The following is a 21,759-nucleotide window of genomic DNA, read 5'->3' as shown; positions in this document are numbered from 1 at the left end:
GCCCGGCGCGCAGCAACCGCCCGTCAGGCAATGCCGGCGATGCGCTGCATGGCCTGTTCCAGATTCTGCCGGCTGGTGGCGATGGAGATGCGCGCATAGCCATCGAGTCCGAAGGCGGAACCCGGCACCAGGGCCACCCCGGCCTGCTCGATCAGGTACTCCGCCAGTTCAAGATCATTGCTGACGCCATCGAGCCGCTGGATCAGCCCGGTCACCTTCGGGAAGACATAGAAGGTGCCGTCGGTGGGCAGGCACTCGATGCCGTCGATGCGGTTCAGCGCCTCGACCACGAAGTCATGCCGCTCGCGGAAGGCGCCGAGCATCTCGCCGATGCAGTCCTGCGGTCCCTCCAGCGCCGCCTGCGCCGCCACCTGAGAGATGGAGGTGGGATTGGACGTGCTCTGCGACTGGATCTTCTTCATCGCCTTGATCACCTGCTCCGGCCCGCCGGCATAGCCGATGCGCCAGCCGGTCATGGAATAGGCCTTGGAGACGCCGTTCAGCACCAGGGTGCGCGGCGCCAGATCCGGGCACGCATTCAAGATATTGACGAAGGGCGTCTGCGTGTCCCAGCGGATGTGCTCGTACATGTCGTCGGTGGCGATCAGCGCCTGGGGGAAGTCGCGCAGCACCTCGCCCAGCGCCGTCAGCTCGTCGCGGCTGTAGGCCATGCCGGTGGGATTCGACGGGCTGTTGATCACCACCAGACGGGTACGTTCGGTCAGCGCCCCGCGCAGCTGCGCCGGCGTGATCTTGAACCGCTGCTCGGCGCCGGCATCCACCAGCACCGGCACCGCGCCCGCCAGCAGCACCATGTCCGGGTAGCTGACCCAGTAGGGGGCCGGAATCACCACCTCGTCGCCCGGATCCAGCACCGCCTGTGCCAGATTGAAGAAGCTCTGCTTGCCGCCGCAGGAGACCAGGATCTCCTCCGGGCGGTAGTCGAAGCCGTTCTCGCGCTGGAACTTGGCGATGATGGCCCCCTTGAGCTCTGGCGTGCCGTCCACTGCCGTGTACTTGGTGAAGCCGTCGCGGATGGCGGCGATGGCTGCCTGCTTGATGTGCTCCGGGGTGTCGAAATCGGGCTCACCCGCGCCCAGGCCGATTACATCCTTGCCGGCGGCGCGCAGTTCCTTGGCACGGGCGGTGATGGCGAGGGTCGCCGAGGGCTTCACGGACTGGACGCGGGCGGAAAGCTTGATGGTCATCGGTATGGTCTGCTGTGGGGGTGATTGACGACGGCTGGCATAATGGATGGCAAATCATGACAGCCACGGAAATGATAGCGAATCGCCGCCCGCGGAACATCCGCCAAATGCGGCCCCGCGATTCGACATCTGGCCCGCTTTCACACCGCCCGACGCCAACCATGTCACAAGCCCCGTCGAAACCCTTTCAGCTCGAATCCCGCTTCCAGCCCGCCGGCGATCAGCCGGAGGCCATCCGCCGCCTGCTGGAGGGCCTGCACGACGGCGAGGCGGGCATGACCCTGCTCGGCGTCACCGGCTCGGGCAAGACCTTCACCATCGCCAACGTCATCGCCCAGGTGCAGCGTCCCACCCTGCTGCTGGCGCCGAACAAGACCCTGGCCGCCCAGCTCTATGGCGAGATGCGCGAGTTCTTCCCGCACAATGCCGTGGAGTATTTCGTCTCCTACTACGACTACTACCAGCCGGAGGCCTATGTCCCGGCCAGCGACACCTACATCGAGAAGGACGCCTCCATCAACGAGCACATCGAGCAGATGCGCCTGTCCGCCACCAAGGCCCTGCTGGAGCGGCCCGACGTCATCATCGTCGCCACGGTGTCCAGCATCTACGGTCTCGGCGACCCGGAGGCCTACCTGAAGATGGTGCTGCACCTGTCGCGCGGCGACATCATCGACCAGCGCGCCATCCTGCGGCAGCTCACGGCGCTGCAGTACCGCCGCAACGAGATCGAGCTCTCCCGCGGCAGCTATCGCGTGCGCGGCGATGTCATCGACATCTACCCGGCGGAATCCGACGACGAGGCCCTGCGGGTGGAGCTGTTCGACGACGAGATCGAGGCGCTGTCGCTGTTCGACCCGCTGACCGGTGAGGTCCGACACAAGGTGCCGCGCTATACGGTATTTCCGAAGACCCACTACGCCACGCCACGCGAGGTGATCCTGAACGCCGTGGAGCAGATCAAGGACGAACTGCGCGACCGCCTCAACTGGCTGCGGGAGCACGACCGGCTGGTGGAGGCCCAACGGCTGGAGCAGCGCACCCTGTTCGACCTGGAGATGATGGTGGAGGTGGGCTACTGCTCGGGCATCGAGAACTACAGCCGCTACCTGTCCGGCCGCGGCCCGGGCGAGCCGCCGCCGACCCTGTTCGACTATCTGCCCGCCGATGCCCTGCTGGTCATCGACGAAAGCCATGTGACGGTGCCGCAGCTCGGCGGCATGTACCGCGGCGACCGCTCGCGCAAGGAGAACCTGGTGGAGTACGGCTTCCGCCTGCCCTCGGCGCTGGACAACCGGCCGATGCGCTTCGAGGAGTTCGAGGCCAAGCAGCCCCAGGTGATCTATGTCTCGGCCACCCCGCGCGACTACGAGATCCAGCACTCCGGCGCCGTGGTCGAGCAGGTGGTGCGCCCCACCGGCCTGGTGGACCCGGAGGTGGAGGTGCGCCCGGCCCTGAGCCAGGTGGATGATCTGCTGTCAGAGATCCAGCTGCGGGTGGCGCGCAACGAGCGCGTGCTGGCCACCACCCTGACCAAGCGCATGGCCGAGGACCTGACCGACTATCTCGGCGAGCACGGCGTGCGCGTGCGCTATCTGCACTCGGACATCGACACCGTGGAGCGGGTCGAGATCATCCGCGATCTGCGCCTCGGCGAATTCGACGTGCTGGTGGGCATCAACCTGCTGCGCGAGGGCCTGGACATGCCCGAGGTCTCGCTGGTGGCTATCCTCGACGCCGACAAGGAGGGCTTCCTGCGCTCCGAGGGCTCGCTGATCCAGACCATCGGCCGCGCCGCCCGCAACGCCAACGGCAAGGCCATCCTCTACGCCGATGCGGTCACCGGCTCCATGCGCCGCGCCATCGACGAGACCGAACGCCGCCGGGACAAGCAGATGGCCCATAACGTGGCCAACGGCATCACGCCGCAGACCATCCGCAAGGCGGTGGCGGACATCATGGAGGCGCACACCCCGGGCGCGCCCATGAAGCCCCAGGACTACGCCAAGGTGGCGGAAGAGATCGCGGAATACGCCGACCTGACGCCGGCCCAGATGACCAAGCGCCTGAAGAGCATGGAGAAGGCCATGTACCAGGCCGCCAAGGACCTGGAGTTCGAGAAGGCCGCCGCCTTGCGGGACAAGATCAAGACCCTGCGCGAGCGCGGACTGGCGGCCTGAACCAGTGTCGCGGCACAGGGTGCCCATGCACCGCGGCCGACCGGTGCCTTCTGACGGCCTCAGTATTCGCCGACCATCCGCTGCATGGCCTTGCGCACGCGGTTGCTGGGCACGGCGAAGCCGATGCCGACATTGCCGCCGTAGGGACCGATCAGGGCGCTGTTGATCCCCACCACCTCGCCGGAGAGGCTGATCAGCGGCCCGCCGGAATTGCCCGGGTTGATGGAGGCGTCGGTCTGGATCAGCGAGCCCGCATCCTCGCCGGCGATATCGCCGCGCCCCAGGGCGCTGACGATGCCGGCGGTGACCGTCTGCCCCAGCCCGAAGGGGTTGCCGATGGCGATGACGAAGTCCCCCACCTCCAGATCACCGGAATCACCGAAACGCACCCGCGGCACATCCACCGGCTGGATGCGCAGCAGCGCGATGTCGGTGCGGGCATCCCGTCCCAGCAACCGCGCCCTGAAGCCGCGGCCGTCGGCCAGGATGACCATGATGGAACGCGCATCCTCGGTCAGATGGGCGTTGGTCAGCACCAGGCCGCGATGCCCGTCGACGATGAGGCCGGCGCCCTCGCTCTGGCGTTTCTGGACCTCGGACGGGTCTGGCAGGACCAGGTTGAAGCGCTGCAGGAACTCGCGCAGCTCGGGATCATGGAACAGCGGATGATCCTCGATGCTGACCTCCGACATGACCGACACGCTGACCACCGCCGGGGTGATGCCACGCAACATCGGCGCCAGGGACGGGTAGCCGTGCTTGGGGCCGATGCCGGGGAACGGACCCCGGGCGGACGCCGGCTGGACCCGCAGCGGGTTGCCATTGCCGCAGCCGGGGGGACATGCTTCGGCGGTCGCTCCGTCGCGGGCGGCCTCGGGCATCGGCGGGGCGGTCGCGCAGGCCTGCAGCCCGCAGGCCGCGGACAGCAGCAGGCCGGCGATCAGCAGGCTCCGACCTATCCGGCGTCCGCCCGGGAGCCGCTGCAGGGCGCCTGGCATCAGTTGCGCGCCAGGGTCGCCCCGCCCGTGAGCGCATTGGCCACTCTCAGGCGAAACCCGTAGTCCACGGGCTGGTTGATCAGCAGGCTGAAGGCGAGCCAGTCGCCGTCCCGGCGTGCCCAGCCGGCATAGGCGCTGACCCCGCTCAGGGTGCCGGTCTTGGCGCGCACGGCAGGATTGTCGTCCTGCCGGGGCAGCAGCGCGCGATACGGCTCCAGCGCCTGCAGCACATCCAGCAACTGCCGGCCGCTGAGCCGGTTGCCGCGGGACAGGCCGGCACCATCCTCGATGCGGAATTCGCGCCAGCCGAAGCGTGCCCGGGCCCATCGCTCCAGGGACTGTTGCGACTGGGCCATGCTGCTGCGGCCATGCCGCTCCCCCAGGGCCAGAAACAGGCTATTGGCGACAAAATTGGTGGAATAGGCCAGCATGTCCTCCACCACGGTCTCCAGCGTGCGGGTGTTCTCATGCACCAGCAGCCGTCTCGCCCCGGCCGGGACCGAACCCAGGCGCACGTCGCCGCGGGCGTCGACACCCGCTGCCTGCAGCTTGGCCTGGAACACCTCGCCGAAGTGGTACAGCGCATTGTCGCGGGTGCGCAGGTTGATGCGGTGCCTGCCGTTGCCCATGGTGGCGCCCAGCCGCTGCGCGGTGGCAGTGACGGGGGTCTGCGCCTCGGCGCTGCTGACATGCCCTGCAGCCACCCGTAGGTACACCGTGTTGAAGTTGACCGCCAGCGCCGTGACCGGTGCATCGTAGGGGTTGTCGCTGTCGGACCGACCGGGGATGCGATCATCCGCGGCGAACAGGCCGTCATCGAGCCCGATGCCGGTCACCGTGCGCAGGCCTTGCTCCCGCAGCGCCGCGACCAGCAGGTCCAGTTCCTCCGCCACCAGGTAGGGATCGCCGCCGCCCTTGATCCACAGGCGGTTGTCGTGGTCGCGGTAGATCGCCGTGGTGAAACGGTGCGACAGGCCCCAATGCTCGATGGCCGCCAGCGCCGTAACCAGTTTCATGGTCGAGGCCGGAATCATTGGCCGGTCCGCCTGATCCGCTAGCACGATGTTCGGCCCCTGCTGCACCACCAGGCTGGCTTCGGCCAGCCCCAGGGCCTCGCCGATGGCGTCGGCGCCGGACACGCCGGCGGCCAGCCACAGCAGCAGGCCGCCGGCAGCGGCCAGCGGACGGGCAACGATGGATGCACGCAACATGGGTCTCCTCTCTCGGACCTGCCCGACGGGGTGGCAATAACGGTGCCGGATCGCGGGCGCCACGGGCACACCGCAACCGGATCGCCAGCTTAGCATGTCACCGACCGCACGGCGCGCCCGACAAGCAACGGGCCACCACCACCGACCCGCAACACCTGTGTCCGCGGGGTTCGGATATACTCGCCGCACCAGATTGACCGGCCACGCTCTGACACCCACGCCCCATGGATTCGACCGACGCACCAACCCAGCAGCTCCGCTTCCTCACCCTGGCCGACGGACGTCGGCTGGCCTTCTCGGAGTTCGGCGCGCCGGATGGCCAGGCGGTGCTGTACTGTCACGGCTTCCCGAGTTCCCGCCACGAGGCCCGGCTGTTGCATGACCAGGCCCTGCGCGCCGGCGCCCGGATCATCGCCGCGGACCGCCCCGGCTACGGCCGGTCCGACCCGCAGCCCGGGCGCTGCATCCTGGACTGGGCGGACGATCTGACGCGCCTCGCCGACCATCTGCAGCTCGACCGGTTTGCGCTGCTTGGCGTCTCCGGCGGCGGCCCCTATGCCCTTGCCGGCGCCGCCCGCGCGCCGACGCGCATCGCCGCCTGCGCCCTGGTCTGCCCGCTCGGCCCGATCTACATCGACAGCGTGCTGTCACAGATGAACTGGGCCGTGCGCACCAACCTGATGATCGGCCGACAGCCCCACTGGCTGGGCGACCTGCTGTTCGGCATGCCCACCACGATCATGCTGCACCACTGGCCGCATCTGGTGGAAGATGTGCGCAGCATCGCCGCCCCGCCCGCGGACCGCGTCTGCCTGGCGGAGGGCAACAACGCCGAGATCCTGAACCAGACCATCGCCGATGCCATGGCGCACGGCGCCCGGGGCGCCCGCGAAGACCTGGTGCTTTACGCCCATGACTGGCAGATCCCGTTTTCAGACATCAGCCTGCCGATCCACATCTGGCACGGCTCCGCCGACGGCACGGTACCGGTGGAACACGCCCGCTGGTATGCCGAACACCTGTCCGGCGCCCGGCTGACGGAACTGCCGGACGAAGGACACTACTCGGTGCCGCTGGGCCATGGGGCAACCATCCTGAAGGACTTGCTGGCCGATCCCCTGGCCGTTGGCTGATCGCCACTGACCCCGCCGACGGTCGTCACCCGTTACTCCCCGTCCGGGCGGCGCCGCTGCTGCTTGCGCTGGGCCTGCTGCCGCTTGGAGGCCAGCCGACGCTCGCGCGAGGCGCGGGTGGGACGCGTGGCGATGCGTGCCTTCGGTCGCTGCAGTGCCTGCCGCAGCAGGCCGGCCAGCCGCTCACGGGCATCCTCCCGGTTGCGTTCGCGGGTGCGGAACCGGTGGGCCTCGATGGTGATCACGCCGTCGCGGTCCGCCCGGCGCCCGGCCAGTCGCAACAGGCGTCGGCGCACCTCGTCGGACAGCGTCGGCGAATGCGCCGCATCGAAACGCAACTGCACCGCGCTGGCGACCTTGTTCACGTTCTGCCCGCCCGGACCCGGCGCACGGATGAAACGCTCGGTGAGTTCGGATTCCGGCAGCCAGAGGCCGGGTGTGATGGAAAGCATGCGCCGATTGTGTCAGCCCCGCCGCCGGCGCGAAAGGGGCACGCGCCCCTCTGGACGCGGCTTGATTAACCGCTGAGGCGCAGAGAGCGCAGAGGCAGGAGAGAGGTTTTTCATGCTTCTCTGTATTTAGCCGCCAGCTCCAGACTTCACACTTCAAACTTCACACTTCACACTTCACACTTCAAACTTCACACTTCAAACTTCACACTTCAAACTTCACACTTCAAACTTCAAACTTCAAACTTTGGCTACCGGCCCCACTCCTGGCAAAGCCCGGTCGAGCAGCTATGCTGAACAGGAACGCTGCCAAACCACGGGAGACCCATCATGACCGACATCATCGCCATCCTGGGCGACGAGGCCGAAGACCTGCTGGACCACCGCTGCCAGGGCATCGCCAGCGACCTGTTGCAACTGCCGGGGCCGGACTTCGTCGAGCGCGTGCTGCTGGTTTCCGACCGCAAGCCGGGGGTCCTGCGCAACCTGCAGGCGCTGTTCGACCATGGGCGCCTGGGCGGCACCGGCTATCTGTCCATCTTGCCGGTGGACCAGGGGGTGGAGCACTCCGGCGGCGCGTCCTTTGCGCCGAATCCGATCTACTTCGATCCGGAGAACATCATCCGGCTGGCCATCGAAGGTGGCTGCAACGCGGTGGCCTCCACTCTGGGCGTGCTCGGCGCGGTCGGGCGGCGTTATGCCCACCGGATTCCGTTCATCGTCAAGCTCAACCACAACGAGCTGCTGACCTACCCCAACATCCACGACCAGACCCCGTTCGCCGACGTGGAGCAGGCCTTCGATCTGGGCGCGGCGGCTGTCGGCGCCACCGTGTACTTCGGCGCGCCCGAGTCCCGGCGGCAGATCCAGGAGGTGAGCGAGGCCTTCCAGCGCGCCCATGAGCTTGGCATGGTCACTGTGCTCTGGGCCTATCTGCGCAACGGCGCCTTCAAGCACGAGGGCATCGACTATCACACCGCCGCGGACCTGACCGGCCAGGCCAACCACCTGGGCGTGACCATCGAGGCCGACATCGTCAAGCAGAAACAGGCCACCACCAACGGCGGCTTCCAGGCCATCGGCTTCGGCAAGACCCATCCGCGCATGTACGACGGCCTGATCGGCACCCACCCCATCGATCTGGTCCGCTACCAGGTCGTCAACTGCTACACCGGCCGGGTCGGCATGATCAATTCCGGCGGCCCCTCCGGCAAGGACGACCTGCATCAGGTGGTGCGCACCGCGGTGATCAACAAACGCGCCGGCGGCATGGGGCTCATCACCGGACGCAAGTCGTTCCAGAAGCCCATGCAGCAGGGCATCGAACTGCTGCACGCGGTGCAGGACGTCTATCTGTCCGATGCCATCGGCATTGCCTGATCGGCCCGAAGCAACATCCCCCGGGCCAGCAGGAACAATCTGCCCGGGGCTCCTGCATCGAATGGCACAGTGCTACATCGGCACATCTGGCTGGGCCTACGGGCATTGGCGGGGCGCTTTCTACCCGGAGGGACTGCCCGCCGGTGATCGCCTGGCCTACTATGCCCGGCACCTCGGCAGCACCGAGATCAACAACAGCTTCTATCGGCTGCCCGCTGCGCAGACGGTGGCATGCTGGCGGCGCGCGGTGCCAGATACCTTCGTCTTCGCCGCCAAGGCCAGTCGCTACATCACCCACATGAAGAAGCTCAAGGAGCCGGAGCCGGGGGTGGAACGGTATCTGGAGCGCATGGAACAGCTCGGCGACCGGCTGGGTCCGATCCTGTTCCAGCTGCCGCCTCACTGGCACTGCGACCCCGGGCGCCTGGGGCATTTCCTCGGTATCCTGCCCAGCGGGCATCGCTACGCCCTGGAGTTCCGTGACCGCAGTTGGCTCAACGAAACGGTCCTGAGCCTGCTCCAGCACCATGGGGCGGCGTTTTGCATCCATGACTACGCAGGCTTTCAGTCGCCGCTGGAGATCAGCGCCGACTTCGTCTACATCCGCCTGCATGGACCCGATGGCGCCTATCGCGGCAACTACGACACGCCGACCCTCGACCATTGGGCCGGGGCCATCGCGCATTGGCTCAGGCAAGGCCTGGATGTCTATTGCTACTTCGACAATGACGAGGCCGGTTACGCCGCTGCCAATGCGCAGGCCCTCGATAGGGCCGTGCAAGCGCGAGCGCCCGGCCAGACGAGTAGAAGCTGAGCAGAAGCCAAGCATGCGCCGTCATTCATCCCGCCATGTCTGATCCGGACAAGACTCGCCCCTACCGCAAACTGGGCTGGCTACTGGCGCTGATCGCAGCCCCGGCGCTGCTGCTGGCCGGCAGTGCCCTGTTGCAGGATACGCTCGACGCCAATGGCGCGACGGGCGTGCATCGCTACCTGGTCATCGTCACCAGCACGCTCGTCTACGGTATCAGCGCCTGGCTCATCGACCGCGCCCTGCGTCTGTTTATCTGGCAGGACGGCTACCGACGGCTCACCGGCGCCGCAGCCCCGGCGGTGCTGCAGGGCGCGGCCTCCACCGTCATCTATGTGGTCGCGTTGCTGATCGTGCTGAGCGAGATCTTCAAGCTCGATACCGGCGCCGTGCTGCTCTCCACCGGTATCGTCGCCGGCGTGCTCAGTGTGGCGATGCAGAACACCATCACGGACTTCTTCTCGGGTGTCGCCCTGGGTATCGATCGGCCGTACCAGGTGGGCGACTGGATCGAGTTCGAGGACGGCGTCGTTGGTGAGGTGGTCAGCATCGGCTGGCGCTCCACGCGGATCCTGTCCTGGAACTCCAGCCTGTACGTGGTTCCGAACAAAAAGGCCGCCAACAGCACCCTGCACAACTACGACCAGCCGACCAAGGCCTACGGCTACTGGTTCGACGTCCTGCTCTCCGCCGACGTCTCTCCGCTGGTGGCGCGCCAGCTCCTGCTGCAGGCCGCCATCCGCTGCAACGCCGTGTTGACCAGTCCGGCGCCCATCGTCTACCTCAGCGATGGCAGCCGGCTGCCCTATCGATACATGGTGTACGTGCATTTCCCGAATTTCTCCCGGCGCTTCGCCGCCATCGACGCCCTGTCGCTGGAGATCCATCAGCAGCTGAGCCAGGCCGGTATCTCTCCCGCCGCCGTGACCTACGAGATCGATACCCGACGGGTCAGGCCACTCTCGATCTCGGTGCCGGACATCGTCGATATCCTGCGCGACACGGCGGCCTTCGCGCCACTGAGCGACACCGCTATCGGGCGGCTGGCCGATGGCCTGAGCGTGCAGGAGGTGCCGATGGGAAGCCTGCTCAGCCGCGAAGGCGCAAGCGGCGGCTCGATGTTCGTCATCGTCAGCGGGGTGGTCTCCCTCAGCCGGAACATCGACGGCCGCAGCCGCAATACTGAGCGCCTGAAGACCGGGCAGAGCTTCGGCGAGCTGTCGTTGCTGAAAGACGAACCTCGCTACTCCACCGCCACCGCGGTGACGAACGTGCGTTATATCGAGATCCCCCGTCAACGGCTGGACTCGATCCTAAGCGAGAGCCCCTCACTGCTGGCGCAGCTCACGGAACTTGCCGAGGCCCGCCGACAGCATAGCGAGGCCCTGCAGCGGACCCTGTTCGACGAGGCATCCGATGGTCGACAGGCGGGCAAGATGACCTTGATGCAACGGCTCGGCGCGCTGTTGGGACATTGACCTGGGCGCGATGCCCAACGCCGGCCACACCGCAGTAGACCCGCCCCAGGGCGCCGATCCAGCGCCCTTCTCCGTCGGGGCGTCGGCTGCGGTACTCGACGACACAGTCTTCCAATGTCTGCAGGCACTGGCGGATGAGCCCATCGACCCGCTCGCAGTCGTCGGGATGCAGGGCCGCCTGAAAGCCCTCCTAGCAGGTCTCCCCCTCCAGCGACACACCGAAGATGGCCTTGAAGCGATCCGACCAATACGGCGCGTTGCTGGCGATGGTCCAGTCCCAGATGCCGATGCCCGAGCTGTCGACCGCAGCACAGCTGCGCTCGCCGCACGGTTGCTGGAATGCCCGCGTGCACTAAGCTTAAGGTGCCAGGGTCAATCAGGCTGGGGTTATTGGCCTCAGGGCCGCAAGCAACTGCAGCGGCTGATATTGCTGATTGCCGCCTTGGCGTGACCTAGGCTGCCGAAGGAGGACTTCAAGATGATGCGCCGACTGAATGCCGTCCGTGCTCTAGCCTTAGTGGTCTTGGCTGTAGGACTGCTGCTACTGGCCGACCTTGCGGTCGCTGAGGATCAGCAGCATCGACCGATTACGCGCGAGCTCGTCGAGCTGATCGCGGCCAATCCCGAGATTGGCACGCTGCTCGAGGCGTCTATCGCGGCGGCCAAGGACGTCAATCCGGATCCTGCGACCAATCCTGTACAGACGCTGTCCGCCTACTTCGATTTCATCGACTCGGCCTCACAGATGATCCCACGGCAGACCCTGGATGATCCGCCCAATCTGATACGGGACCAGATCCTGCAAAGCATTTGTTATTTCTACTTCTTGGTGGATCAGCCCTTGGAGGTGCTCGCGGACCTCGGACACTTCAGCCCCACGCTGCAGTTCTATCCGCCGTTCGCTGCCTGGCTCGGACAGTTCACCGAGACCTGGGGTGATTTTCTCGATACCGAGGCCTCCTGGAGCGAGGAGACCTATCAGCAGTTCTATGCCGACCCGCGCTTTGGCCTGCAGCAAGGCTGGTATGAGTCACCGGAGAACTGGAGGACATTCAATCAGTTCTTCGCCCGCAAGCTGAGGTCACCTGAGCAGCGGCCGATCGCCGCACCGAACGACCCAGCCGTGGTCGTCGCACCGGCCGACTCGGTGCCCCATGGGGTCTGGGCCATCGATGGGCAATCCCGGATTCAGGTGCCAGAGGGACTCAGGGTCAAGCTCAGCCGCTATTTCAGTATTCCCGAGCTATTGGGCCCAGACAGCGCCTTCAAAGAGGCCTTCGCTGGCGGTGTGCTCACCCATACCTTTCTGAACGTCAATGATTATCACCATTACCATTTTGCCGTCGGCGGGACGGTGAAGGAGAAGCGGATCGTCCGGGGTAACACCGCGCTCGAGGTCGAATGGAATGCGGCCGCGGGACGATACGACCCCGTTGATTCCATGGGCTGGCAGTTCACCCATACCCGCGGCTATGTGATCGTCGATACGGGTGATCATGGTCTGGTCGCGCTGATCCCCATGGGCATGGCGCAGGTCTCTTCGGTGAACTTCTACGACGCCGTGCAGGTCGGCAGCCGCCACGACAAGGGCGACGAGCTCGGGTTCTTCCTCTTCGGCGGATCGGACTTCGTGATGCTGTTCCAGCCCCAGGCCGGATTTGAGCTGACTGCCCCAAGGGCGTCCGACGATGCGGCGCAGGGGTCTGCATACGCGCATCTGCTGATGGGCGAAGCCTACGGCATACTGCGCGGGCGGCCGCAAGGGGGATTGTAGTGGCTGGTTGCGACCTGGGGTGCGGCTAAAGAGCGCAGAAGCGGCTGGAAGCCGCTTCTGGTTGGCAAGTGTATGACGATCGCGACCGAACATGATGGCAGCAGACCTCAGGGCGAGGTCGTCTCGGTGCGTGGCAGCGTTGTCGACGTACGCTTTCCGCCGCCGGTGCCGACACGCTATCAGGCCCTGCGCACGGGCTCAGCGCAGCAAGTGGTGTTGGAGGTGCACAGCCTGCTCGACCGCGAACGCGTGCGCTGCATCGCCTTGAGCCCGACCCAGGGGCTGGCGCGCGGCATGCCCGTCTACGACACGGGCGGCCAGCTGACCGTGCCCGTGGGCAGCGACCTGCTCGGGCGCATGCTCAATGTCTTCGGCGAGACCATCGACAAGGGTGACCCGATCGCTGAGACCCAGCGCTGGTCGATTCACCGCCCGCCCCTGCCGATCAGCCAGCGGGTCACCCAGACCGAGATCTTCGAGACCGGTATCAAGGCGCTGGACCTGCTCGCGCCCCTGGAGACCGGCGGCAAGGCCGGGCTCTTTGGCGGCGCCGGTGTCGGCAAGACCGTGCTGATCACCGAGCTGATCCACAACATGGTCGGGCACTACCAGGGCATCAGCCTGTTCTGCGGCATCGGCGAGCGATCGCGCGAGGCCGAGGAGCTGTACCGCGACATGCGCGATGCCGGCGTGCTGGATCACACGGTCATGGTCTTCGGCCAGATGAACGAGCCGCCGGGGGCGCGCTTCCGGGTCGGCCACGCGGCCCTGACCATCGCCGAACATTTTCGCGATCAGGAGGAGCGCAACGTGCTGCTGCTGATCGACAACATCTTCCGCTATGTGCAGTCCGGCACCGAGGTGTCGGGCCTGATGGGACGCATCCCGTCGCGGGTGGGCTATCAGCCGACGCTGGCCTCGGAGCTGGCCGAGCTGGAGGAGCGCATCTGCAACTCTGCCAGCGCCGCCATCACCTCGGTGCAGGCGGTCTATGTGCCGGCGGATGATCTCACCGACCCCGCCGCGGCGCACATCTTCGGCCACCTGTCGGCCTCCATCGTGCTGTCGCGCAAGCGCGCGGCCCAGGGGCTGTATCCGGCCATCGATCCGCTGCAGTCTGAATCCAAGATGCTTACCCCCGCCATCGTCGGCGAGGACCATTACCGCACCGCCCAGCAGGTGCGCGCGACACTGGCCGACTACGAGGAACTGAAGGACATCATCGCCATGCTCGGCGAGGAGGAGCTGTCGCGCCAGGACCGCGCCACGGTGAGCAAGGCGCGACGGCTGGAACGTTTCCTGACCCAGCCCTTCTTCACCACCGAGCACTTCACCGGCCAGCCTGGCCAACTGGTGACGCTGCAGCAGACCATCGACGGCTGCCAGCGCATCCTGGCCGGCGAGCTGTCGAATGTGGACGAGCAGTCGCTGTACATGACGGGGGCCCTTGATGGCTGACGAAACGGGTGACGGAATGACTGGCCGGATTGGGCACGATGCTGCAACGAGCGCTCTGCAGCTGCAGGTCTATCTGCCCACCGAGACGCTGCTGGATGTGCCCGCCAGCAAGGTCATCGCCGAGGCCGAGGACGGCGCCTTCTGCCTGTTGCCGCGGCATGTGGACTGCGTCGCCGCGCTGGTGCCAGGCATCCTCAGCTATGTGACGACGGCGGGTGAGGAACGCTTTCTGGCGGTGGACGAAGGCATCCTGGTCAAGGCCGCCGACCGCGTGCGCGTGTCGACCCTGAATGCCGTGACCGGCACCGATCTCACGGAGCTGCGCCAGACCGTGGACGAGGCCTTCAGGGCGCTCGAGGAGCACGAGCGCGAGGCGCGCAGCGCCCTGGCCCGGCTCGAGGCCGGCACCCTGCGTCGGTTCATCGAGGGCGAGGCGATCGGTCCATGAGCAGATTGCGGGATCAGCGTGGCCAGGGCTTCAGCGAGCAGATCGGACGCAAGGCCGAGCGCAAGCGGCGGGCTCGCGAGGCCGAAGGGCGCACGGTGTTTTTCTGGCTCGGCATGTTCGGCATGGTGGGCTGGGCCATCGCCGTGCCCAGTCTGCTCGGCATCATGCTGGGGCTCTGGCTGGACCGTCACTGGCCTGCGGCACAGGCCTCCTGGACCCTGACCTTCCTGATCCTCGGCGTCGCCCTGGGCTGCCTGAATGCCTGGTACTGGATCAGGCGGGAGAGCGGCGATGATTGAGCTGCGGCACCCAAGCGCGATAGACCATGTCAAATATTGTTGACAAACGGTTTCATGTCACTTAACACCACCTCATGCTGAGGCTCGCCTTTTCCAAACAGGCGGTGAAAGGCATCCGTCAGCTGCCGCCGAGTGCCGCTGCGCGAATTCGCGCCGAATTGGATGCAATCGCCGGTAATCCTGCAACCTACCGTGGCGACTGGAAACCATTGCAAGGCTCACCCTTCTGGCGTTTAAGGGTAGGTGGATGGCGGGCCATTTGCGAGATTCGCGAAAACGAGCTTGCATTGCTTGTCTTAAAAATCGGACCGCGAGTAGATGTGTATAAATGAAGGTGCAGACCATTGACGTTGATGGTGCTCCGGCGCTTGTCGTGTTGCCAATCGATGAATGGCAGGCCATGCAAGCCCGCCTCGAGGAGCTTGAAGACATCATCGATGGGCGATCGGCACAAGAGGAGGAAACCTTCCCTGCCGGATTCGTCGATCGCTTGCTTGCTGGCGAATCGCCCTTGCGCGTCTGGCGTGAGCATCGAGGAATGACCCTGCAAGTCCTGGCCGAGCGCTGCGAAACCTCCCGCCAGATGCTGTCGATGGTCGAAAACCAGCGTGCCAGGCCATCCGCGGATCTATTGGCTCGATTGGCGCGCGCCCTCAATTGCGCTACGAACGATCTACATGACACACGGACATAGGCCGATCATCCGGTCGCGCGAGAGCCGCCGTGATTGATACGTTGTTTATCGCCTTCGCCCTGCTCTGCGGGCTTGCCGTGGGCTGGGTCTTCTTCTACGGCCTGCAGCGCACGGTGCAGGCGCTGCCCCATGTCCGCCGACCGGCGCTGCTGATCGGGCTCAGCCTGCTGCTGCGCCTCGCGCTGCTCTGGGCGGGCCTGTCTCTGCTGATCCGTGTGGGCGGCCAATGGCAGCACCTGCTCGCGGCCATGGTCGGCATGCTGCTGATGCGCAGTCTGCTCGTCCGCCGTCAGCGCCCAGCAACTGCTCCCACGGTGGCGCCCACAGCAGGGTCCAAACCAGCGCCCAAGGCCGGGCCCGGCAGGCCTTCACCATGACCATCAGCCCGGACCAGATCCTGCTCTGGCAATGGGGGCCGCTGCATGTCAACGCCACCCTGGCCTTCACCTGGCTGATCATGGCCTTGCTGACCCTCGGCTGCTGGCTGGTGACGCGTCGGCTGTCCACCGGACCCGAGATGTCGCGCTGGCAGAACCTGCTCGAGGTGCTGGTGACCGGGTTGCGGGAGCAGATCCGCGAGGTCAGCCGGCAGGAGCCCGGCCCCTACCTGCCCTTCGTCGGCACGCTGTTCGTCTTCATCGCGGCGTCGAACCTGCTCTCGGTGCTGCCCTTCTATCTGCCGCCCACGGGCTCGTTGTCGACCACCACGGCGCTGGCGCTCTGCACCCTCATTGCCGTGCCGCTGTTCGGGATCCTGCACCAGGGGCCGCTCGGCTATCTGCGTCACTACGTGCAGCCCACACCGCTGATGCTACCGTTCAACCTGATCGGCGAGCTGTCGCGCACGGTCGCGCTGGCGGTGCGCCTGTACGGCAACATCATGAGCGGCACCGTCATCGTCGGCATCCTGGTGAGCCTGACCCCATTGCTGTTTCCCATCGTGATGCAGCTGCTCGGTCTGCTCACCGGCATGATCCAGGCCTATATCTTCGCCGTCCTGGCCATGGTCTACATCGCCTCGGCCAGCGCCGAGCGGCGTGACTAGCCAAGACTGCCCTTATCCGCCCAAAGGAGGTCGCATGGACAACACCGCCCTTATCGCCATGGCATCGGTCATCACCGCCGGTCTGACCATCGCCATCGGCTCCATCGGTCCTGCCCTGGGCGAGGGGCGGGCCGTCGCCCAGGCCCTGAGCGCCATCGCCCAGCAGCCGGACGAGGCCGGCACCATCACGCGCACCCTGTTCGTCGGCCTGGCCATGGTCGAGTCCACGGCCATCTATTGCTTCGTGGTCGCCATGATCCTGATCTTCGCCAATCCGTTCTGGGATCACGTCGCCGCCGGAGGCTGACGGCATGCAGATCGACTGGCTCACGGTCGCGGCGCAGATCCTGAATTTTCTGATCCTGGTCTATCTGCTCAAGCGCTTTCTCTACAAGCCGGTGACCGCCGCCATGGCCCAGCGCGAGGAGCGCATCGCCCAGCGCCTGCGCGAGAGCCGCGAGCGGGAGGAGGCGGCCGAGCACGAACGCGAGCACCTGCATGAGCGTCTGCAACGGCTGGAGGCACGGCGCGAGGCCATCCTTGATCAGGCCCGCGAGGAGGCCGAGGCCGAACACCGCCGGCTGCTGGAGCAGGCGCGCGAAGAGGTCGAGCAGAGGCGCGAGCACTGGCACGAGCAGCTGCGCCAGGAGCGCCGGCAGTTTCTGGAGGATCTTCGCCGCCACACCACTGAGGGCTTTCAGGCGCTGACCCGCCGGGCATTGCGCGACCTGGCCGACGATACCCTGGAAGACAGCATGATCCGGACCCTGATCCGGCAGCTGCCCGAGCTGGAACAGGACACCTTGGGAGATCTTCGGACCACCGATCGTCCCATCGAGATCACCACCAGCTTCACCCTGACCGACGCCCAGCGACAGACCATTGAGGGGGCCGTGCAGCGTCATCTCGGGGGCGCGGCCGAGCTGGAGTATCGCCAATCCCCGGAGCTGCTCTGCGGCATCGAGCTGGGCTGCGGTAGCCGGCGGCTGGGCTGGACGCTGGCGGACTATCTCGACCGCTTCGAGGATCGCCTCGGCGCGGCGCTGGACGCAGATCACGCCGTTGCGGAGCACGCGGCAGCGGATTGAGCCCAAGCCGACCAGACAGCGCCATGCTCAGCGAGCTTCTCGATCAGACCTTTGTCGCCATTCGCTCGGCGACCGCGACGCTGCCGTCGGGTCCGGCCATGGGCGACGTCGGCATCCTGCTGGAGGTCGGCGGCGGCATCGCGCGGGTCAGCGGCCTGCCCGCGGTCGGTGCCGACGAGCTGGTGCGCTTCGCCGACGGCGGCCTGGGTCTGGCCGTGAACCTGGACCCGGACAGCCTTGGCGTGATCCTGCTCGGCCGCGGCGACAGCCTGACGCCCGGCAGCCGGGTCAAGGCCACCGGCCGGCAGGCCGATACCCCGGTGGGCGAGGCGCTCATCGGCCGCGTCATCGACGCCACCGGTCGACCGCTGGACGGCTTCGGACCGCTGCGCAGCACGCAGCGCCGTCCGGTGGAGCAACCGGCCCCGCCCATCATGGACCGTGCCCCGGTCACCGTGCCGCTCGAGACCGGCATCAAGGCCGTGGACGCCATGATCCCCATCGGCCGCGGCCAGCGCGAGCTGATCGTCGGCGACCGCCAGACCGGCAAGACCACGGTGGCCATCGACACCATCATCAACCAGCGCGACAAGGCGGTGCTCTGCATCTACTGCGCCATCGGCCAGCGCGGCAGCGCCGTGGCCAAAGCCGTGCAGAGCCTGCGACGCCATGGCGCCCTGCGTCACAGCATCGTGGTCAACGCCTCCGGCGAGGACCCGCCGGGCCTGCAGTATCTGACCCCCTATGCCGCCACCACCATCGGCGAATACTTCATGCAGCAGGGGCGCGACGTGCTGGTGGTCTACGACGATCTCACGCGCCATGCGCGCGCCTACCGCGAACTGTCCCTGCTGCTGCGCCGTCCACCCGGGCGCGAGGCCTATCCGGGCGACATCTTCTATCTGCACGCCCGGCTACTGGAGCGCGCCACCCATCTGCGCCCTGATCTCAACGGGCAGCGCGGCGGCGGCTCCCTGACCGCCCTGCCCATCATCGAGACCCAGGCCCAGGACATCAGCGCCTATATCCCGACCAACCTCATCTCCATCACCGACGGCCAGATCTATCTGTCGCCGGTCCTGTTCCGCAAGGGCCTGCTGCCGGCCATCGACATCGGCCGATCGGTCTCGCGCGTGGGCGGCAAGACCCAGTTCCCGGCCTATCGGCACGTGGCCGGCGACCTGCGCCTGGCCTATACCCAGTTCGAGGAGCTCGAGACCTTCGCCCGCTTCGCCACCCGACTCGACGAGGGCACCCGCCGGCGCATCGAGCGCGGGCGGCGGGTGCGCGAGATCCTGCGCCAGCCCGCCGGCGCCCCGCTGCGCGCCGCCGAGCAGGTGGCGGTGCTGCTGGCCACCAATGCCGGGCTGCTCGACGCGCTGCCCCTGGAGCGCATCGCCGAGGCGGAGCAGCAGATTCGCGCCCGGGTCTTGCTGTCGCAGTCCAGGCTCTGCGAGCGCATCGAGGCCGGCCATACCCTGGACGAGGAGGACTGGGAGCAGCTACGGCAGACCGCGGCAAGTACGGTCGCCGGGCTGGCCCCCTCGGCGGAGCACGCGTCCATCCCTTCTTGAACTCAGCCGAGTCGGATTAACCGCAAAGGCGCAGAGGACGCAGAGATACGACACCGTTTTCTAATGCTTCTCGGTGCCTCTGCGATTTGAATGTCCAATGGCCGCGGCGACCCTTGAGGCACATTCCAGCCGGTTCTATGCCGTACAATAGAGCCGTCAATCAGGAGGTCGACATGACAGCTACCGGTCAATCCATAGCCACCAAGGCGCGCACCGCCCGCTTGGAGGCGCGTATCACCCAGGACTTGCACGCCGCCTTGAAGCGCGCGGCAGAGATCCAGGGACGCAGCATGACTGACTTCGTCATCGCCGCGGTGCAAGAGGCGGCGCGGCATGCCTTGGAAGAAGCGGAGGTCATACGGCTGTCGCTGGAGGATCAGCAACGCTTCGCCGAGGCGCTTCTAACACCGCCGGAACCCTCGCCTGCGCTACGCCGCGCGATGAAACGCCACGCGCAACTGCTGCGTAGCGAATGACCCGAGCGCCCTTCCTGATCACGGCGTTGGCTTCAGGCCATGATCGTCGCTGCTTCAGTTGCGGCGTGGTGGCCCTGGACTCCTACCTTCGCGAGCGTGTGTCGCAAGACATTCGCCGACGCGTAGCAGCCTGTTTTGTTGCACTGTCCGAAGACGGGGGCATCGCCGGTTACTACACCCTGGCGACGGCGAGCGTGCCTTTGATCGATTTACCGGACTCGTTGCGCCGCAAACTGCCGCGATACGCGTCTGTAGCTGCTATCCGTCTGGGTCGCCTCGCCGTCGATTGCGCCTTCAAGGGAAACGGCCTGGGTGGGGCATTGCTGGCTGATGCGTTGCATCGATCGATTGCGTCGGAGATCGCGGCGGCCGTCCTGATTGTTGATGCGAAAGGCGATCCAGCCGCGGCATTCTATCGTCATCATGATTTCATCCAACTGGGAGGATCACCCTTGCACCTCTTCCTGCCGCTGACCACGGCGAAATCCGCAATCTGATCCACGCATCTGACCACATTGCTGAGGCTCAATTAACCGCGGACGCAGAGAACGCCAACGAGGGTGGCTGGCCTAAGGATCGCGGGCTCGCCGGCTTCTCTGCGTGCGCTTCGCGTGCTCTGCGCCCTACGGTCTGGCTTTAGAGCCGCTGGCTCCGAGCAACGTCTTTGGCGGGCCCAGACCGTTCGGGCTAGTCTTTGGGCATGGATGCCGCCTCCTACGCCCGTCGGCTCCCGAAAGAGCATTACGCCATGCAGTTCACGAAGGCCAGGCTTCATTCTCAGTCGCTGACGCAACTAGACATGCCGTGTGCGCCTGCCGCAAGCGGTTGGTCAGATCCCCTGGGGCTCAGCCGATGGAAACCTTAGAACTGCTGCGTCGGCGCAGCGAGAACTTGGAGGACCTGCAACAAATCGTGCGCACGATGAAGGCACTGTCTGCCGTCAGCATTCGCCAGTATGAGCGTGCCGCCGAGTCGCTGGCGGAATACGAGCGCACCGTGGCGCTTGGACTGCAGGCGGTGCTGCGCGATCCGGGCCACCGCCTGCCAGCACCGAAACCGGGCCAGGGCGAGGCAGTGGTGATCTTCGGCACCGATCACGGCCTGTGCGGGCGTTTCAACGAGGTGATCACCGAGCAGGCCCTTGCGCAGCACTCAATCGGCCAGCAGCAGACCCATCAGCGCTGGCTGGCCGTGGGCGAGCGGCTCGCGGCGGCCCTGGAGCATCAACGAGAGCACCAGGCTCGGTCTGAGCTCAGGATCCTTGCGCTGCCCGGCTCTGCGACCGCCATAACCGAGCTTGTGCAGCGCGTCCTGCTGCAACTGGACGCCTGGCGACGGCAGGGCGTCGGGCGCGTCGAGCTCTGGCACAACCGCCCCACAAGCCGCAGTGGCTACAGACCCTGCCACCAGCGCCTCTACCCTCTCGACCCCGAACCATTCCAGGCCCAGGCAAGCCGCCCCTGGCCCTCGCGCTGCATACCGCAGTACAGCCTGGGCTGGGAACGCCTGCTTGGGCGCCTGTTGCGCCAGCACTATTTCGTCGTGCTGTTCCGCGCCTGCGCCGAGTCCCTGGCGGCAGAACACGGCAGCCGGCTGGCGGCCATGCAGACCGCCGGCAAGAACATCGACGAACACCTGCAGGAGGTCACCGCCCGCTTCCGCCGCGTGCGCCAGGCGCACATCACCAGCGAGTTGCTGGACGTGGTTTCCGGCTTCGAGGCCGCCGCCCCCGCGCAGCCGCCATCGCCGCCCTTCCCCCGATAAGACGCCGGAAAACGGCGCTTCCGGCCCCCTCGGGAGACAGCGGATCATCCAGTGTTTCGCTGCACCGCCGCGCGCAGCATCGGCATCGGCGTCTTCAGTTGATACCCGCGGCGAATAAATGGCAGGCTCCGAAGGAATATCATTGATCGCCAATATACTTGATCGATAGCCTTTGCCAGGGTATCGCCGCCAAGGCGGACCTGTTGATTCGGCCCCTTAAGGAACGCGCCCAAAACAAGGTGAACACTGTAGGGCGGATAAGCGAAGCGCATCCGCCGTTGTGGCCTGTGG

The 21,759-nt window shown here is 66.4% G+C and carries 24 protein-coding genes and 1 pseudogene; 19 read left to right on the top strand and 6 right to left on the bottom strand.

The window, feature by feature from the left end; genetic code table 11:
* Positions 1-23: 23 nt before the first annotated feature.
* Positions 24-1,208 (bottom strand): pyridoxal phosphate-dependent aminotransferase, encoded by a 1,185-nt coding sequence (locus F2Q65_RS05265; RefSeq protein ID WP_150091152.1) that lies wholly within the window; start codon positions 1,206-1,208, stop codon positions 24-26.
* A 161-nt stretch (positions 1,209-1,369) separates the two neighbouring features.
* Here F2Q65_RS05265 and uvrB point away from each other — a divergent pair, with 161 nt between their 5' ends.
* Complete coding sequence (gene uvrB / locus F2Q65_RS05260; RefSeq protein WP_150091150.1) at positions 1,370-3,388, top strand: excinuclease ABC subunit UvrB; 2,019 nt, start codon at positions 1,370-1,372, stop codon at positions 3,386-3,388.
* A gap of 59 nt (positions 3,389-3,447) precedes the next feature.
* Here uvrB and F2Q65_RS05255 read toward each other — a convergent pair whose 3' ends face one another.
* Positions 3,448-4,386 carry a trypsin-like peptidase domain-containing protein gene (locus F2Q65_RS05255; RefSeq protein WP_246155983.1) on the bottom strand — a complete coding sequence of 313 codons (939 nt, stop codon included), beginning with the start codon at positions 4,384-4,386 and terminating at the stop codon, positions 3,448-3,450.
* Complete coding sequence (locus F2Q65_RS05250; protein ID WP_150091148.1) at positions 4,386-5,597, bottom strand: D-alanyl-D-alanine carboxypeptidase/D-alanyl-D-alanine-endopeptidase; 1,212 nt, start codon at positions 5,595-5,597, stop codon at positions 4,386-4,388. Before F2Q65_RS05250 ends, F2Q65_RS05255 begins: the two co-directional genes overlap by 1 nt.
* A gap of 224 nt (positions 5,598-5,821) precedes the next feature.
* Between F2Q65_RS05250 and F2Q65_RS05245 the strand changes: the two genes are divergently transcribed.
* Complete coding sequence (locus tag F2Q65_RS05245; RefSeq protein ID WP_150091146.1) at positions 5,822-6,730, top strand: alpha/beta fold hydrolase; 909 nt, start codon at positions 5,822-5,824, stop codon at positions 6,728-6,730.
* Between the two features lie 32 nt (positions 6,731-6,762).
* On the opposite strand, the gene arfB is transcribed toward F2Q65_RS05245, so the two are convergent.
* Positions 6,763-7,182: an alternative ribosome rescue aminoacyl-tRNA hydrolase ArfB gene (gene arfB / locus F2Q65_RS05240; protein WP_150091144.1), complete on the bottom strand. Its 420-nt coding sequence runs from the start codon at positions 7,180-7,182 to the stop codon at positions 6,763-6,765.
* Positions 7,183-7,509: 327 nt separating this feature from the next.
* Here arfB and F2Q65_RS05235 point away from each other — a divergent pair, with 327 nt between their 5' ends.
* The 3 genes from F2Q65_RS05235 (at position 7,510) to F2Q65_RS05225 (ending at position 10,848) form a co-directional block, all read left to right on the top strand.
* On the top strand, positions 7,510-8,559 hold the full coding sequence (locus tag F2Q65_RS05235; RefSeq protein ID WP_150091142.1) for a class I fructose-bisphosphate aldolase: 1,050 nt from the start codon (positions 7,510-7,512) through the stop codon (positions 8,557-8,559).
* A gap of 61 nt (positions 8,560-8,620) precedes the next feature.
* Positions 8,621-9,373, top strand: coding sequence for a DUF72 domain-containing protein (locus F2Q65_RS05230; protein ID WP_150091140.1), 753 nt, complete (start codon positions 8,621-8,623; stop codon positions 9,371-9,373).
* A 35-nt stretch (positions 9,374-9,408) separates the two neighbouring features.
* Complete coding sequence (locus F2Q65_RS05225) at positions 9,409-10,848, top strand: cyclic nucleotide-binding domain-containing protein (RefSeq protein ID WP_150091138.1); 1,440 nt, start codon at positions 9,409-9,411, stop codon at positions 10,846-10,848.
* 40 nt (positions 10,849-10,888) lie between these two features.
* Here the strand turns inward: F2Q65_RS05225 and F2Q65_RS20375 are convergent.
* A pseudogene (locus F2Q65_RS20375) lies at positions 10,889-11,020 on the bottom strand (PAS domain-containing protein); the annotation flags it as partial.
* A 306-nt stretch (positions 11,021-11,326) separates the two neighbouring features.
* Between F2Q65_RS20375 and F2Q65_RS05215 the strand changes: the two are divergent.
* From F2Q65_RS05215 to F2Q65_RS05150, 14 genes are all read left to right on the top strand, one after another.
* On the top strand, positions 11,327-12,622 hold the full coding sequence (locus F2Q65_RS05215) for a phosphatidylserine decarboxylase (RefSeq protein ID WP_150091137.1): 1,296 nt from the start codon (positions 11,327-11,329) through the stop codon (positions 12,620-12,622).
* 72 nt (positions 12,623-12,694) lie between these two features.
* Complete coding sequence (gene atpD / locus F2Q65_RS05210; protein ID WP_150091135.1) at positions 12,695-14,080, top strand: F0F1 ATP synthase subunit beta; 1,386 nt, start codon at positions 12,695-12,697, stop codon at positions 14,078-14,080.
* Positions 14,081-14,096: 16 nt separating this feature from the next.
* Positions 14,097-14,528 carry a F0F1 ATP synthase subunit epsilon gene (locus tag F2Q65_RS05205; protein WP_211353957.1) on the top strand — a complete coding sequence of 144 codons (432 nt, stop codon included), beginning with the start codon at positions 14,097-14,099 and terminating at the stop codon, positions 14,526-14,528.
* Positions 14,525-14,827 (top strand): AtpZ/AtpI family protein, encoded by a 303-nt coding sequence (locus F2Q65_RS05200; RefSeq protein WP_150091133.1) that lies wholly within the window; start codon positions 14,525-14,527, stop codon positions 14,825-14,827. The genes F2Q65_RS05205 and F2Q65_RS05200 overlap by 4 nt, the downstream gene beginning before the upstream one ends.
* Positions 14,828-14,901: 74 nt before the next feature.
* Positions 14,902-15,159, top strand: coding sequence for a type II toxin-antitoxin system RelE family toxin (locus tag F2Q65_RS05195; RefSeq protein ID WP_150091131.1), 258 nt, complete (start codon positions 14,902-14,904; stop codon positions 15,157-15,159).
* On the top strand, positions 15,156-15,521 hold the full coding sequence (locus F2Q65_RS05190; protein WP_150091129.1) for a helix-turn-helix domain-containing protein: 366 nt from the start codon (positions 15,156-15,158) through the stop codon (positions 15,519-15,521). The genes F2Q65_RS05195 and F2Q65_RS05190 overlap by 4 nt, the downstream gene beginning before the upstream one ends.
* Before the next feature lie 29 nt (positions 15,522-15,550).
* Complete coding sequence (locus F2Q65_RS05185) at positions 15,551-15,898, top strand: ATP synthase subunit I (RefSeq protein ID WP_170265546.1); 348 nt, start codon at positions 15,551-15,553, stop codon at positions 15,896-15,898.
* Complete coding sequence (locus F2Q65_RS05180; protein ID WP_150091125.1) at positions 15,895-16,566, top strand: F0F1 ATP synthase subunit A; 672 nt, start codon at positions 15,895-15,897, stop codon at positions 16,564-16,566. The genes F2Q65_RS05185 and F2Q65_RS05180 overlap by 4 nt, the downstream gene beginning before the upstream one ends.
* 34 nt (positions 16,567-16,600) lie before the next feature.
* A complete protein-coding gene (locus tag F2Q65_RS05175; RefSeq protein ID WP_150091123.1) occupies positions 16,601-16,873 on the top strand; it encodes a F0F1 ATP synthase subunit C in 273 nt (90 codons plus the stop codon).
* Between the two features lie 4 nt (positions 16,874-16,877).
* Entirely contained in the window at positions 16,878-17,654 is a 777-nt protein-coding gene (locus F2Q65_RS05170) for a F0F1 ATP synthase subunit delta (RefSeq protein WP_150091121.1), read from the top strand.
* Positions 17,655-17,677: 23 nt separating this feature from the next.
* Positions 17,678-19,228, top strand: a complete 1,551-nt coding sequence (locus F2Q65_RS05165) for an alternate F1F0 ATPase, F1 subunit alpha (protein WP_150091119.1) — start codon at positions 17,678-17,680, stop codon at positions 19,226-19,228.
* A 173-nt stretch (positions 19,229-19,401) separates the two neighbouring features.
* Complete coding sequence (locus F2Q65_RS05160) at positions 19,402-19,704, top strand: type II toxin-antitoxin system TacA family antitoxin (protein WP_150091117.1); 303 nt, start codon at positions 19,402-19,404, stop codon at positions 19,702-19,704.
* Complete coding sequence (locus F2Q65_RS05155; RefSeq protein ID WP_150091115.1) at positions 19,701-20,201, top strand: GNAT family N-acetyltransferase; 501 nt, start codon at positions 19,701-19,703, stop codon at positions 20,199-20,201. The genes F2Q65_RS05160 and F2Q65_RS05155 overlap by 4 nt, the downstream gene beginning before the upstream one ends.
* A gap of 355 nt (positions 20,202-20,556) precedes the next feature.
* Positions 20,557-21,468, top strand: a complete 912-nt coding sequence (locus F2Q65_RS05150; RefSeq protein ID WP_150091113.1) for a F0F1 ATP synthase subunit gamma — start codon at positions 20,557-20,559, stop codon at positions 21,466-21,468.
* Between the two features lie 44 nt (positions 21,469-21,512).
* Here the strand turns inward: F2Q65_RS05150 and F2Q65_RS19620 are convergent.
* Positions 21,513-21,759, bottom strand: a 247-nt coding sequence (locus F2Q65_RS19620; RefSeq protein ID WP_211353956.1) for a hypothetical protein, incomplete at its 5' end; no start/stop codon positions are given.

The sequence above is a fragment of the Thiohalocapsa marina genome, from assembly GCF_008632335.1.
GTDB classification, from domain to species: domain Bacteria; phylum Pseudomonadota; class Gammaproteobacteria; order Chromatiales; family Chromatiaceae; genus Thiohalocapsa; species Thiohalocapsa marina.
The sequence above is the reverse complement of the archived record's forward strand: the minus strand, read 5'-3'. Positions and strand labels throughout refer to the sequence as shown.